The organism is Pseudomonas sp. ML96, from assembly GCF_000761545.1.
Lineage (GTDB): Bacteria > Pseudomonadota > Gammaproteobacteria > Pseudomonadales > Pseudomonadaceae > Aquipseudomonas.
In genome coordinates this window covers 74008-87453 of sequence record NZ_JPMY01000005.1, presented here as the reverse complement: position 1 = coordinate 87453, position 13446 = coordinate 74008, and the positions used below count along the sequence as shown (strand labels likewise).

The 13446-nt window shown below is 65.7% G+C and carries 11 protein-coding genes; 6 read left to right on the top strand and 5 right to left on the bottom strand.

The genetic code is table 11. From position 1 onward, the window contains the following. The first annotated feature begins 75 nt into the window (after positions 1 to 75). Genes IP89_RS03850 through IP89_RS03840 form a run of 3 tightly spaced genes read left to right on the top strand, consistent with a single transcriptional unit; the run spans position 76 to position 5461 of the window. A complete protein-coding gene (locus IP89_RS03850) occupies positions 76 to 1407 on the top strand; it encodes a deoxyguanosinetriphosphate triphosphohydrolase (protein ID WP_043307858.1) in 1332 nt (443 codons plus the stop codon). A gap of 4 nt (positions 1408 to 1411) precedes the next feature. Then, entirely contained in the window at positions 1412 to 2461 is a 1050-nt protein-coding gene (locus tag IP89_RS03845) for an FUSC family protein (protein WP_043307856.1), read from the top strand. Between the two features lie 57 nt (positions 2462 to 2518). Continuing rightward, a complete protein-coding gene (locus tag IP89_RS03840) occupies positions 2519 to 5461 on the top strand; it encodes an HD domain-containing phosphohydrolase (RefSeq protein ID WP_043307854.1) in 2943 nt (980 codons plus the stop codon). A gap of 56 nt (positions 5462 to 5517) precedes the next feature. Here the strand turns inward: IP89_RS03840 and IP89_RS03835 are convergent, their stop codons facing one another. Continuing rightward, positions 5518 to 5862, bottom strand: coding sequence for a YggL family protein (locus IP89_RS03835; RefSeq protein ID WP_043307852.1), 345 nt, complete (start codon positions 5860 to 5862; stop codon positions 5518 to 5520). A 176-nt stretch (positions 5863 to 6038) separates the two neighbouring features. Between IP89_RS03835 and dacB the strand changes: the two genes are divergently transcribed. Next, positions 6039 to 7472, top strand: coding sequence for a D-alanyl-D-alanine carboxypeptidase/D-alanyl-D-alanine-endopeptidase (gene dacB, locus IP89_RS03830; protein ID WP_043307850.1), 1434 nt, complete (start codon positions 6039 to 6041; stop codon positions 7470 to 7472). A gap of 55 nt (positions 7473 to 7527) precedes the next feature. On the opposite strand, the gene rlmKL is transcribed toward dacB, so the two are convergent. Further along, entirely contained in the window at positions 7528 to 9720 is a 2193-nt protein-coding gene (gene rlmKL, locus IP89_RS03825; protein ID WP_043307848.1) for a bifunctional 23S rRNA (guanine(2069)-N(7))-methyltransferase RlmK/23S rRNA (guanine(2445)-N(2))-methyltransferase RlmL, read from the bottom strand. A gap of 403 nt (positions 9721 to 10123) precedes the next feature. Between rlmKL and rmf the strand changes: the two genes are divergently transcribed. Beyond that, positions 10124 to 10339, top strand: a complete 216-nt coding sequence (gene rmf / locus IP89_RS03820; RefSeq protein ID WP_043307847.1) for a ribosome modulation factor — start codon at positions 10124 to 10126, stop codon at positions 10337 to 10339. A gap of 232 nt (positions 10340 to 10571) precedes the next feature. On the opposite strand, the gene IP89_RS03815 is transcribed toward rmf, so the two are convergent. Together IP89_RS03815 and IP89_RS03810 are read right to left on the bottom strand one after the other, a co-directional pair. Next, on the bottom strand, positions 10572 to 11597 hold the full coding sequence (locus tag IP89_RS03815) for a quinone-dependent dihydroorotate dehydrogenase (RefSeq protein ID WP_043307845.1): 1026 nt from the start codon (positions 11595 to 11597) through the stop codon (positions 10572 to 10574). A gap of 110 nt (positions 11598 to 11707) precedes the next feature. Continuing rightward, positions 11708 to 11929: a DUF2835 domain-containing protein gene (locus IP89_RS03810; protein WP_043307901.1), complete on the bottom strand. Its 222-nt coding sequence runs from the start codon at positions 11927 to 11929 to the stop codon at positions 11708 to 11710. 138 nt (positions 11930 to 12067) lie between these two features. On the opposite strand from IP89_RS03810, the gene IP89_RS03805 reads away from it, so the two are divergent. Then, complete coding sequence (locus tag IP89_RS03805) at positions 12068 to 12961, top strand: DUF6685 family protein (protein ID WP_043307843.1); 894 nt, start codon at positions 12068 to 12070, stop codon at positions 12959 to 12961. A gap of 58 nt (positions 12962 to 13019) precedes the next feature. Here the strand turns inward: IP89_RS03805 and IP89_RS03800 are convergent, their stop codons facing one another. Further along, complete coding sequence (locus IP89_RS03800; RefSeq protein WP_043307842.1) at positions 13020 to 13376, bottom strand: ribonuclease E inhibitor RraB; 357 nt, start codon at positions 13374 to 13376, stop codon at positions 13020 to 13022. Positions 13377 to 13446: the final 70 nt, after the last annotated feature.

Here is a 13446-nt window from a genome sequence, read left to right as displayed (position 1 = left end):
AAGTGCACCGCTACTTGCAGGCATGGCCGCGAACACCGAAGCTAAGGGCTCACCACCCACCGGCGAGGATAGCCCTTGGATTGGCAGACCCTGCTTACCCGCGAACGGCTCGGCAAGTCGCTCTACAGCTCTGACGAGCTGGGCCGCAGCCCGTTTCACAAGGATCACGACCGCATCATCTTCTCCGGCGCCTTCCGCCGCCTGGGGCGTAAGACCCAGGTCCACCCGGTCTCCAGCAACGATCACATCCATACCCGTCTGACCCACTCGCTGGAGGTCGGCTGCGTCGGCCGCTCCCTCGGCATGCGCGTGGCCGAGATGCTGCGCGACGAGTTGCCCGACTGGTGCGCGCCCAGCGACCTGGGCGTGATCGTGCAGTCCGCCTGCCTGGCGCATGACATTGGCAACCCACCCTTCGGCCATTCCGGCGAAGACGCCATTCGCCACTGGTTCCGCCAGGCCGCGAATCGCGGCTGGCTGGACGACATGAGCGAGGCCGAGCGCGCCGACTTCCTCAGCTTCGAAGGCAACGCCCAGGGCTTCCGCGTACTCACCCAACTGGAATACCACCAGTTCGACGGTGGCATGCGTCTGACCTACGCCACCCTCGGCACCTACCTCAAGTATCCCTGGACCGCGCGCCACGCCGAGGCCCTCGGCTACAAGAAGCACAAGTTCGGCTGCTACCAGCATGAGCTGCCGCGCCTGGAGCAGATCGCCGCCAAGCTCGGTCTGCCGCAGCTGGACGAACAACGCTGGGCGCGCCACCCGCTGGTGTACCTGATGGAGGCGGCAGACGATATCTGCTACGCGCTGATCGACTTGGAAGACGGCGTGGAGATGGAGCTGCTCGACTACGCCGAGGTCGAGGCCCTGCTGTTCGACCTGGTCGGCGACGACCTGCCGGAAACCTACCGCCAGCTCGGCGCCAACGACTCGCGCCGGCGCAAGCTGGCGATCCTGCGTGGCAAGGCCATCGAGCACCTGACCAACGCCGCCGCCCGCGCCTTCGTCGAACAGCAGCCAGCGCTGCTCGCCGGCACTCTGGAGGGTGATCTGGTGGAGCACATGCACGGCCCGGCCAAGCGCTGCGTGCTGCGCGCCAAGGGCATGGCGCGCGAGAAGATCTTCCAGGACAAGCGCAAGACCCTGCACGAGATCGGTGCCTACACCACCCTGGAGATCCTACTCAACGCTTTCTGCGGCGCCGCGCTGGAACAGCACAGCGGCCGCGAGCTGTCGTTCAAGAACCGCCGCATCCTCGACCTGCTCGCGCACTACGCGCCCGAGCCGGGCTGGCCGCTGTACTTGTCGTTCCTGCGCATGATCGACTTCATTGCCGGCATGACCGACAGCTACGCCACCGAAATGGCCCGGGAGATGACCGGGCGCTCCAGCCCGGTGTGACGCCATGCGAGAGATGATCCGACAGGTGTTCAGCTGGCACGCCGGCCCTCCGGCCTGGGGGCCGGCGGTGATTGCCGGCCTGGGCTGCGCCCTGCCGTTGCTGCTCGGGCTGTTCAGCGGTCATCCCGGTTTTCTGTGGGCCTCGGCCGGTGCCTTCCAGGCCGCCCAGGCCAACCCGCTGCACCGCTTCGGTATGCTCCGTCTGCTGCTGCTCACCCTGCTCGGCGCCTGCAGCGCCGGCTTGGGCTTCTGGTCGGCCAGCCATCCGCTGCTCAGCCTTGGCCTGTTCGCCGGCTACGGCTTCCTGCTGGCCTGGTTGCAGCGTTTCGGTACCGAGGCCGGCAAGCTCGGGATCGGCCTGGCCGTGTGCCTATGCATCGGCCAGGGCCAGTTCGGCCTCGGCACGCTCAAGAATGCCGACGCGGTAGCCGCGCTGTTCGTCCTCGGCGGCCTCTGGGTCGCCCTGCTCGCCTTCGGCCTGCGCGGCCTGCATGGCCTGCGCATGTGGCCGTACATGCCGCGCTTCATGGCCATCCTCAGGGTGCTCAAGCGCCATGCGCGGCGTCTGCCCGAGCAGCGCTGGCGTCTGCATGCGCTGGGTTGCACCCTGGCTTTCGCCGCAGCTGGCCTGATCGTCCAGCTGGCCGGGCTGCAGCGCGGCTACTGGCTGACCCTGGCACTGATCGCCACCCTGCAGCTGGAACTGCGCGGCAGCCTGGTGCGCGCCCTGCAGCTGAGCATGGCCAGCCTGGCTGCCGCCGCCCTGCTGATCTACTTCGGCCACAGCCTGCAGAGCCCTCCGCTGATGGTCGCCACCATCCTGCCGCTGATCATTCTCAGCCGCGCCTTCCAGGCACATCACTATGGCCTGTTCGTGCTGCAGGTGACGGTCAGTTTCGTGCTGCTCGCCGAGAGCCTGTCGCACGATTGGCACCTGGCGCAGATACGCCTGTTCAACAGCCTGATCGGCGTGGTCCTGGCCATGCTGGTGGCGCTGCTGATGCATGGCCTGGAACAGTGGCTGACACGCAGGACAGAGCGCTTGCAAAGCTAGCGAAGCGGCTATGCTTCTGTCCTTATCCTGAAGTTCTGCAGTCAAAGGAGTGAGGTCATGCAGGGCAAAGAACGGCGCTTTCCGCTGCACATGCACATCAGCATGCTGTTCACCCTGTTGTTGCTCAGCAGCGGCGTGATCCTCGGTCTGTTCAACTACTACCAGACCACCCAGGTCATCCTTTCCAGCAGCAAGCAGCTGTTCCAGCAGATGCGCGAGGAAGTGGAAGCCGACCTACAGCACACCTACCAGCCGATTCGCCACCTGCTCGGCCTGCTCGCGCTCAACGAGCGCAACCTGGCGCGCGACAGCTACCAGCGCATGAACCTGCTACCGATGTTCGCCCAGGCGCTGAAGGATAACCCCAAGCTCGCCGCGCTCTACCTGGGCTATGAAGATGGCGACTTCTTCATGGTGCGGCCGCTGCGCGACGACCGCCTCAAGGGCATCTTCGATGCCCCGGCCAACGCCGCCTACCAGGTCTGGACCATCGACCGCACGGGCGATGCCCGGCCGATCTCCGAGTCGCAGTATTTCGACGCCGATCTCAACTGGATCAGCCGCCGGCAGAACCTCAAGGAAAGCTACGACCCACGCACCCGCAACTGGTACAAGAGCGCGCGCGCGGACCAGCAGCTGATCACCACCGATCCCTACGCCTTCTTCTCCACCAAGGATGTCGGCACTACCCTCGCCCTGATCAGCAGCGGCGACACGGTACTGGCCGCCGACCTGACCCTGGCCGACCTCTCCGCCACGCTGGCCAAACACCGGGTCACCCCCTCCTCCGAAGTGGTGCTGTACCGCCCGGACGGCGCCGCCGTGGCCTACCCGGACGCCAGCAAACTGGTGGTCAGCAACGGCAGGGTGCACCTGGCCCAGGTGGCCAATCTCAGCCCGGCGCTGGCCGAGCTGTTCCAGAGCGGCCTGGACAAGGATCGCCAGGGCGCAATGAAACTGGCCGGCAAACCCTGGCAGGTGTCCTACAGCCAACTCGCCGAGGGCGGTCCCGATGGCCTGCGCCTGGCCCTGTTGGCCCCGGAAGAGGAGTTGCTGGCCGACGCCTACCGCATCCGCTGGCAGGGCGCGATTCTGACCCTGGCCATCCTGCTGCTGTGCATCCCACTGGGCTGGCTGATGTCACGCGTGCTGGTCAAACCGCTGAACGCACTGGTGACCGAGGCCGAGGCGATCCGCAGCTTCGACTTCAGCCATCCGGCCAGCGGCCGCTCGCCGGTGCTGGAGATCGACCAGCTGGCGGTAGCCATGGGCAAGATGAAGGACACCCTGTCCAGCTTCCTCGACATCACCGCCAGCCTCTCCGCCGAAACCCGCTTCGACGCCCTGCTTCGCCGCGTGCTCAAGGAGACCGTGGACCTCAGCGAGGCCAGCGCCGGCCTGCTGTTCCTGCGGGAAACCGGCAGCGGCGCCCTGGAGCCCCACGGCCTGTTCATCAACGACGAGCAGCACAGTCTGGAAGAGCACCGCATCCCCAGCTACCAGGCGGGCTCCAGCGAGCTGCCGCACTGGCTGCGCCAACCGGCCGAAGGTGGCAGCACCTGCGTGGTCTCGCTCGGCTTCGACCAGGCCGATGGCTACCAGAGCCTGCTGCACACCCTGGACAGCCCGCGCGTGCACCTGATGGCGACCGGGCTGCACAACCGCCAGGGCGACACCCTGGGCGTGCTGGTGCTGGTCAACCGCGACAGCGGCAAGGAATCCGAGCTGGCCATGCTGCGCCCGCAGCGCATCGCCTATGTCGAAGCGGTATCCGGCGTCGCCGCCCTGTGCATCGAGAGCCAGCGCCTGCTGGAACAGCAGAAGCAGCTGCTCGACGCATTCATCCAACTGATCGCCGGCGCCATCGACGCCAAGAGCCCCTACACCGGCGGCCACTGCCAGCGCGTTCCGGAGCTAACCCTGATGCTGGCGCGCGCCGCGGCCGCCAGCGACGCCGAACCGTTCCGCGACTTTCAGCCGAGCGACGAGGAATGGGAGGCGCTGCACATCGCCTCGTGGCTGCACGACTGCGGCAAGGTCACCACCCCAGAATACGTGGTGGACAAGGCGACCAAGCTGGAGACCATCTACGACCGCATCCACGAGGTGCGCATGCGCTTCGAGCTGCTCAAGCGCGACGCCTGGGTCGTCTACTGGCAGGGCCTGGCCCAGGGTAGCGACGAGGCCGCCCTGAGCGCGCTGCGCGACGAGACCCTGGCCGCGCTGGACGACGAATTCACCTTCGTCGCCCGCTGCAACCTGGGCGGCGAAGCGATGGCCGATGCCGACCAGGAACGCCTCAAGACCATCGCCGCGCGCACCTGGACACGCACCCTGGATGATCGCCTCGGTGTGTCCTGGGAAGAGAACCAGCGCCAGGCACGCAGCCCGGCGCCGCAGTTGCCGGTGCAGGAGCCGCTGCTGGCGAACAAGCCCGAGCACGTGCTCGAACGCCCGGCCAGCGAAATCATCCCCGCCGACAACCCCTGGGGTTTCAAGCTCGAAGTGCCGGAGTTCAAGCACAACCGCGGCGAGCTGTACAACCTGGGTATCGCCCGCGGCACCCTGACCGCCGAGGAGCGCTACATCATCAACAACCACATCGTGCAGACCATCCGCATGCTCGATCACCTGCCGTTCCCCAAGCACCTGGCGAACGTCTCGGAGATCGCTGGCGGACACCACGAGAAGATGGATGGCACGGGCTATCCGAAGCGGCTGAAGCGCGAGGAAATGAGCCTGTCGGCGCGCATGATGGCGATTGCCGACATCTTCGAAGCACTGACTTCGGTGGACCGTCCCTACAAGAAGGGCAAGACCCTCAGCGACTCGCTGGGCATCATGGCCGGCATGTGCCGCGGCGCGCACATCGACCCGGAGCTGTTCGCCCTGTTCATCGCTACGGGCATTCCGCAAGCCTATGCCGAACGCTTCCTGCGCCCGGAGCAGATCGATGCGATAGACCCGGCAGCCATCCTGGCCAAGGCCGGCCTGGCCTGAATCGCGGGCACAAAAAAGCCCGGCCTAGGCCGGGCTTTTTCATTTCAGCTGAAGGCTCAGGCCTTCGCGCTGACCGGATTCTCCGGGTACCACACGTCCATCAGCGGGCTGAGGGTGAACTCGCTCAGCTCCTTGCGGCCTTTCAGCCAGGCTTCCAGCGCGGCGCGCTGCTCTTCGCTGACCGAGCCACGCTTGGCCAGGCAGACGAAGCCGTAGTCATCACCACCGACATAGCCCAGGCCGTTAGCGTCGATGCCGTCGAGCAGGAATTCGTCAACGAACTTATCGGCGCCTTCTTCGGTCAGGCCTTCGTGGAAGCTGAGGGTCAGCTCGCAGCCCAGTTCCTGGAATTCGTCGACGCACAGTTTCTTACGCAGGCGGCGGGAACGGTTGGTGGCCATATACACTCCTAGATACTCAATAGTTACAACGGGCGGCACTCTAGCAGGTTGCCGCTTGCACTGCCCGCCCGTTCAGCAAAAAGCGCCTATGACCTGCCTCGGCATCGGGCATAATGCGCAGCCAAACCGCATCCGCACCTTCTTTTTTGCCCTTTTTTCTGCCTGGGCCAGTGCCAATGATCAGAACGCTCCGCAATCTCGTCGTCGCTTCACTGCTTCTCCCCGTCGCCCTTCCCCTCTCTGCCGCCCAGGCCAGCAGCGTGCTGCCAAGCAAGGTGCAGCAGTCGCTCAAGGCCAACAAGATTTCCCCTAACAGCCTGTCGGTGGTGGCTCTGCCGCTGGATGGCGCCGGCAACGGCATCATCTACAACGCCGATGTGTCGGTGAACCCGGCCTCGACCATGAAGCTGGTCACCACCTACGCCGCCCTCGAACTGCTCGGCCCCACCCACCAGTGGCGCACCGAGTTCTACGGCGACGGCCCGCTGAAGAACGGGGTGCTCAACGGCAACCTGTACCTCAAGGGCGGTGGCGACCCCAAGCTGAACATGGAAAAGCTCTGGCTGATGATGCGCGACCTGCGTGCCAACGGCGTGCAGCAGATCACCGGCGATCTGGTGCTGGACCGCAGCCACTTCCACCACCCGAGTCTGCCGACCTTCAATGACGACGGCGGCGACCCGAACAAGCCGTTCCTGGTCACCCCTGACTCGCTACTGGTCAACCTCAAGGCCGTGCGCATGATTGCCCGCACGTCCGGCGGCAAGGTCAGCGTGATGATGGAGCCGCCGCTGACCAACGTGCGCATCGACAATCAGGTCAAGGCGCTCGGCAGCACCAAGTGCCCGGCCTGGCCGGACGTGCGCTACAACCCGGTGACCCAGTTCGACGGCACCACTCTGGTGGTCACCGGCAAGCTCGCCGAAGGCTGCAGCGCGCAGACCTACCTGGCCCTGCTCGACCACCCCGGCTACGCCGCCGGCGCCGTGCGTGCCATCTGGCAGGAACTGGGCGGCAGCATCCACGGCAAGGATCGTGTCGGCGAAGTCCCGAAGAGCGCCCAGCTGCTGGCGCGCACCTTCTCGCCGGACCTCACCGAGGTGATCCGCGACATCAACAAGTACAGCAACAACACCATGGCCCAGCAGCTGTTCCTCAGCCTGGGCGAGTCGTTCCGCGACCGCGCCGACCCCGACGATGCCAAGGCCGCACAGCGGGTGATCCGCAACTGGCTGGCGAAGAAGGGCATCACCGCGCCGCACCTGGTGATCGAGAACGGCTCCGGCCTGTCGCGCGCCGAACGGGTCAGCGCGCGCGAGATGGCCGGCATGCTGCAGGCCGCCTGGCACAGCCCCTACGCGCCGGAATTCATCGCTTCGCTGCCGCTGGTGGGCATGGACGGCACCATGCGCAAGCGCCTGAAGAACACCGCGATGCAGGGCCAGGCGCATATCAAGACCGGCACCCTGAACAACGTGCGCGCCATCGCCGGCTTCACCCGCACGGCCAAGGGCCAGAACTGGGTGGTGGTGGCGATCCTCAATGACCCACGCCCATGGGGCGCCTCGGCGATCCTCGACCAGGTGCTGCTGGACATCTACCGCCGCTGAGTTCGCCGCAACGAAAAAGCCCGCCAAATGGCGGGCTTTTTCATGGCCACGGCTCTCAGCCCTTGGCGGTCATGCGCCATGCGCGGTGAATCTTGGCGTTGCGGGCGAAGTCCTGGTCGACGGTCTGCGCACTGATCTCTTCCACCGCGTAACGCTCGGCCAGGCTCTCGTCGAGCTGGAACTTGCGGAAGTTGTTAGAGAAATACAGCACACCGCCCTTGCCCAAGCGCGACATGGCCAAATCGAGCAGGCGCACGTGGTCGCGCTGCACGTCGAATACCCCTTCCATGCGCTTGGAGTTGGAGAAGGTCGGCGGGTCGATGAAGATCAGATCGTACTCGCCACGGTCGGCCTCCAGCCAGGCCATCACGTCGCCCTGCTCCAGGCGCTGCTTGTCGGAGAAGCCGTTGAGCGACAGGTTACGCCGCGCCCAGTCGAGGTAGGTCTTCGACAGATCGACGCTGGTGGTGCTACGCGCGCCGCCCTTGGCCGCATGCACGGTGGCCGTGGCGGTGTAGCAGAACAGGTTGAGGAAACGCTTGCCGGCCGCCTCCTGTTGGATACGCAGGCGCAGCGGGCGGTGGTCGAGGAACAGACCGGTGTCCAGGTAGTCGGTCAGGTTGACCAGCAGGCGCACGCCACCCTCGTTCACTTCCATGAACTGGCCCTGGCTGGCCTGGCGCTCGTACTGCTTGGTGCCGGCCTGGCGCTCGCGGCGCTTGATCACCACCTTGTCCGGCGCAATGCCCAGTGCGACCGGGATCGCCGCCAGCGCATCGAGCAGGCGCGCCTGGGCCTTGTCCGGATCGATGGAACGCGGCGGCGCGTACTCCTGCACATGCACCCAGTCGCGATACAGGTCGATGGCCAGGGCGTACTCGGGCATGTCGGCGTCGTATAGGCGATAGCACTCGATATCGGCCTTCTTCGCCCACTTGCCCAGGCTCTTGAGGTTCTTCTGCAGGCGGTTGGCGAACATCTGCCCGCCCTCGGACAGGCGCGCCGGTTCACTGGCTACCGGCGCCGCAGCGCCCTCCTCGCCGGCCTGGCGCCGCTCGCTACGCTCACCGGTAACGAACTGCTCGGGCAGTACCTTGAACAGCAGCAGCTTGCACGGCAGCGCGCCGTTCCAGAAGGAGTACTGCTTGTGGCTGCGCAGGCCCATGCGCTTGCCCAGCTCCGGCGCGCCGGTGAACACTGCCGCTTCCCAGTTCAGGCAGCTCTGGCGCAGGCGTTCGCCGAGGTTCTGGTAGAGATAGAGCAGGCTCGCCTCGTCGCCCAGGCGCTCGCCATAGGGCGGGTTGCTGACGATCAGGCCGGTCTGGTTCCTGTCCGGGCGCGGCTCGAAGGTGGCCAGTTCGCCCTGGTACAGCTTGACCCACTCACCGAGCCCGGCGCGGTCGATGTTGTTGCGCGCCGGCTGGATCAGTCGCGGATCGGCCTCGTAGCCACGAATCCACAGCGGAGGCTTGGCTAGGCCGGCAGCGGCACGCTGCTCGGCCTCGGCATGCAGCTTCTTCCAGATCGCCGGCACGTGGCCGAGCCAGTTGGAGAAGCCCCAGCGCTCGCGGCGCAGGTTCGGCGCCATGTCGGTGGCGATCATCGCCGCCTCGACCAGGAAGGTACCGACACCGCACATGGGGTCGGCCAGCGCGCCACCCTCGGCGGCGATACGCGGCCAGCCAGAGCGGATCAGAATGGCCGCAGCCAGGTTTTCCTTGAGCGGCGCGGCGCCCTGCTGCAGGCGGTAGCCACGCTGGTGCAGGCTGTGTCCGGAGAGATCCAGCGACAGCACCGCCTCGCCCTTGTCCAGGCGCAGGTGCACGCGCAGGTGTGGGTCGACCTTGTCGATCGACGGGCGAATACCGGTCGGCGTGCGCAGCTTGTCGACGATGGCGTCCTTGACCTTCAGTGCGCCGAAGTGGGTGTTGTCGATACCGGCGCCATGGCCGCTGAACTCCACCGCCAAGGTGCCGGCCGGGTCCAGGTGCTCGGCCCAGTCCACCGCCAGCACGCCTTGATAGAGCTCCTCGGCGTTCTGTACCGGGAAGCGGCGCAGCACCAGCAGCACGCGGTTGGCCAGGCGCGACCAGAGGCACAGGCGATAGCCCACCTCGATGGGCGCAAAGCCACGCACGGCGGCGGTCTGCTCGCGGGCCTCCTCCAGGCCCAGGCCGCTGGCTTCTTCGAGCAGCAGGCCTTCCAGGCTTTTCGGGCAGGTCAGAATCAGTTCGTAGCGGTCAGACATGGGGCATCCAGTAATCGGGGTGGCCTGTGGGCCACCTTAGTGTGACGAGACGTCGCAGCGCGACCCTTCGTCGGAATAAACAACGCTCGCAGACGAGAGCAGTTCGCAATGGCAAAAAGCCTGCCGCTCCAGCCGAGGCTCCCCATTGACGCGGCCTGGGGCAAACCAACAGCAAAAAACAGATTGAACCTTATGGCTCCATCCCCCCTGACGTTACGTCCTTATGACAAAACGATCATTCACAGGGTGGAACGCATTCGATAGAAATCAACTCAGGCCGGCACCGCAACGGTGCTGGCAGATGGTCCGCCACGCCGGCAGCGGACCCACTGGCAGATGCTTTCTGCCCGGTCCCACCAAGGGGCCAACGGGACATAACAGTCAACAGTGAGGGCAACACCCGATGAGAAGACTTAAGCGTGATCCGTTGGAACGAGCATTCTTGCGCGGCTATCAGCACGGCATTCATGGTAAATCCCGCGATATGTGTCCTTTCACCCACCCTACCACCCGTCAAGCCTGGATCAACGGCTGGCGCGAGGGCCGCGGTGACAACTGGGACGGACTGACCGGCGCCGCCGGCATCCATAGACTCAACGAACTCCACGCCGTCGGCTGAATCAGGATCACCCCGACTTCACCAGACCGTCCCATCCGGGCGGTGGGCGAGAGCCCGAGGGCCCCTCAGGGGCCCTTTTTATTGCCCCCGGAGAACCCGTTTACGATTTAGCGAGCTAGAGAAAAACAAGGCAGAAACGGCTGAGGAAGCGGAGTTTACAGGTAGTAAATGAGCATTCCGAAGTCGTTTCCAACGCAGTTTTTCCGACGCGCAGCAGATCGTAAACCGGTTCTCAGTTCTTCGGCAGCGCAGCGATGGCATCTACCGCCTCGCGAATCAGCGCCGGCCCCTTGTAGATGAATCCGGAATAGATCTGCACCAGGCTCGCGCCAGCGGCGATCTTCTCAGCCGCGTGCGCTCCTTCGGTGATGCCGCCCACGGCGATGATCGGCAGACGGCCCTTGAGCTCGCCGGCCAGCACACGCACGGTGTGGGTACTCTTGTCGCGCACCGGCGCGCCGGACAGGCCGCCGGCCTCGTTACCGAACGGCAGGTTCTCCACGCCCTCGCGGCCGAGGGTGGTATTGGTCGCGATCACCGCGTCCATGCCGATCTCGACCAGCGCCTGAGCCACCTGAATGGTTTCCTCGTCGCTCATGTCCGGGGCGATCTTGATCGCCAGCGGTACACGCTTGCCGTGCTGCACGGCCAGGTCTTCCTGGCGCTGGCGCAGCGCTTCGAGCAGCTGCTTGAGCTGGTCGCCGAACTGCAGGCTGCGCAGGCCCGGGGTGTTCGGCGAGCTGACGTTGACGGTGACGTAGCTGGCGTGGGCATAGACCTTGTCCAGGCCGATCAGGTAGTCGTCAACGGCGCGCTCGACCGGGGTGTCGAAGTTCTTGCCGATGTTGATGCCCAGCACGCCCTTGTACTTGGCCGCAGCAACACGGGCCAGCAGGTGGTCGACGCCGTGGTTGTTGAAGCCCATGCGATTGATGATCGCGGTGGCTTCCGGCAGGCGGAACAGACGTGGCTTGGGATTGCCCGGCTGCGGGCGCGGGGTCACGGTGCCGATCTCGACGAAGCCGAAACCAAGCTGGGCGAAGCCGTCAATGGCATCGCCATTCTTGTCCAGGCCGGCGGCCAGGCCGACCGGGTTGGGGAATTCCAGGCCCATCACCTGCACTGGCAACTGGCTCGGCGCCTTGCACAGCAGGCCATTGAAGCCCATGCGACCGCCGGCACCGATCAGGTCGATGGACAGCTCGTGGGAGGTTTCGGGGGCAAGACGGAACAGCAGCGCGCGGGCCAGGTCGTACATGGGCGGATCGGCTCGGATAAGGGGTGGCAGTGGGAAGCAGGGCGCGATTATAGCCGCCGCCACTAGCCTCAGGCGAGGCAAGGGAGTAATAAGGAGCTCCGTTCGAGCACTTATTGCAGCTGACGCAGGTCGAGCAGTTCTCCGGCCGTGCTGAATTCGAGCTCGAACACGCCATGTATGCCGTCGTGGCGCAGGAATGGACGCAGATGATGAGCCGGCAGACTGACCTTGCGGCCGTCGCGGCTGTACAGCAGAACCCGGTTGGCACGCCCCTGGTACACGGCCAGGAAGCGTTCCGCAGGCAAAGCGATATCCAGCACCAGGCTGGGCATGGAGGCATCCTCGACAATGAATGGCATCATTCTGCCACAGGCGCAGGCGCCCTCCGCCGCCGATCCGTATCGCGATGATGCAGCGCAGCCATCGCTCTGCCACACTGGAACGGTAGTACCGGGAGTATCCTGCGGGTCATGAGTCTGTCCGAATCCCCCACCAGCATCGCGTCGCGCCTTTCGGCCCTGGCTCAACGCCTGGGCCTGAGCGGTCGCGTGCCGCGCCTGGTATTCGAGCGTGCCCGCGCGCTGCGCCTGCCCTTCATGGGACTGCCGGTGCCCGCGCCGAGCGTCTGGTGGCAGGCTGGCCCGCCCCTGCAACGCTTGGTGGACCTGCCGCGTGATGCCCTCTCCGGCCCGGTTCAGGAAGACAAGGCCGCCGCTCGCGCCGTACTGATGCGCGTGGTCGAGCGCGATGTGCAGCACCTCGACGACTTCGACCTGCGCCAGATCGACGGCCTGTGCAGCCCGCCGCCACGCCTCGACGACACCCTGAGCAGCTTCGAGGAACTGGCCGCCGGCCCCTTGGGGCGCTGCGCCCGCATCATCAGCTACAAGGACTTCCTCAAGACCATCAGCCATGCCATGCCGCGCTTCCTCGCTGCGGAGGCGGTGGAGCTGCGTCAGGCCAGCTGGTACGGCGAGCGCACGTACTGGGGCGGCGAGCAGCATGGCGAGGAGTTCGCCTGCGCCATTGCCTACGCCCGTCTGCGTGGCCTGGAAGTGACCCTGCCGGCCGAGCTGGTTCGCTATCGCCTCAGCGCCAGCGGCCTGGCCGAGCTACGCCGGCTGTATCATATGACCGCCATGCCGGTGCAGGCCTGGAGCGAGCCGGCCTTCATGAGCCTGCTGCTCGACCACGGCCTGCCCTATGCGCGCCTGTCGCTGCTGCGCTACCCGAATGCACCGGAATTCCTCCTGCTGCCCAAGGCCTCGCCCGAGGCCAACGCCCTCGGCGAAGGCCTGCGCCAGGCCGGCGCACCAGACGTGATCGGCTATCTCGAGGCGCTGCAACAGCGCACCGCGGCCTGATTCGAAGAGGGTTTGATCGGGAGCCGGCCAACCGGGCGGTTGGCCGGTATCACAGCACTCAGGGCCGACTGGCGAGCTGAGCGTCGAGACGGACTTCCTGGGTCACACCCCAGCCATCCATGACACCGCCCAGCGGCACCACCAGTGCCTCCAGGTCCTGCTCGAAGTCGCCGATGCCGGCGTGAGTGGCATACATCACCTTGCTCACCTGCAGGTGCCAGGCGCCGTCCTCGCGGACGCTGACCTGGGCATTCAGTGACTCGCCACGAAACTGCTTTGCCGCCTCTCTGGCCCGATCCTCATTCGGGAAGATGGCGTAGAACTCGATGGGATGGACGCGGGCGAAGTCAAAACCGCCCTCTTTCATGCGGCGCAGAACGCTAGTGCTGACATCATCTTGGAAGGCTGTGCTCATAAACGACCTCCTCTCAGGCGATGGATCGACCGCAGCCGCCAACGGCTTGGCGGCCATGCGACACCTCAAG

Excerpts from the sequence above, each read along its gene's own strand:
- IP89_RS03835 (WP_043307852.1), bottom strand. The coding sequence starts at position 5,862 with ATGGCCACCAACCGTTCCCGCCGCCTGCGTAAGAAACTGTGCGTCGAC.
- IP89_RS03815 (WP_043307845.1), bottom strand. The coding sequence starts at position 11,597 with ATGTACGACCTGGCCCGCGCGCTGCTGTTCCGTCTTGCCCCCGAAACC.
- IP89_RS03840 (WP_043307854.1), top strand. The coding sequence starts at position 2,519 with ATGCAGGGCAAAGAACGGCGCTTTCCGCTGCACATGCACATCAGCATG.
- dacB (WP_043307850.1), top strand. The coding sequence starts at position 6,039 with ATGATCAGAACGCTCCGCAATCTCGTCGTCGCTTCACTGCTTCTCCCC.
- IP89_RS03805 (WP_043307843.1), top strand. The coding sequence starts at position 12,068 with ATGAGTCTGTCCGAATCCCCCACCAGCATCGCGTCGCGCCTTTCGGCC.
- IP89_RS03800 (WP_043307842.1), bottom strand. The coding sequence starts at position 13,376 with ATGAGCACAGCCTTCCAAGATGATGTCAGCACTAGCGTTCTGCGCCGC.
- rlmKL (WP_043307848.1), bottom strand. The coding sequence starts at position 9,720 with ATGTCTGACCGCTACGAACTGATTCTGACCTGCCCGAAAAGCCTGGAA.
- IP89_RS03810 (WP_043307901.1), bottom strand. The coding sequence starts at position 11,929 with ATGCCCAGCCTGGTGCTGGATATCGCTTTGCCTGCGGAACGCTTCCTG.
- rmf (WP_043307847.1), top strand. The coding sequence starts at position 10,124 with ATGAGAAGACTTAAGCGTGATCCGTTGGAACGAGCATTCTTGCGCGGC.
- IP89_RS03845 (WP_043307856.1), top strand. The coding sequence starts at position 1,412 with ATGCGAGAGATGATCCGACAGGTGTTCAGCTGGCACGCCGGCCCTCCG.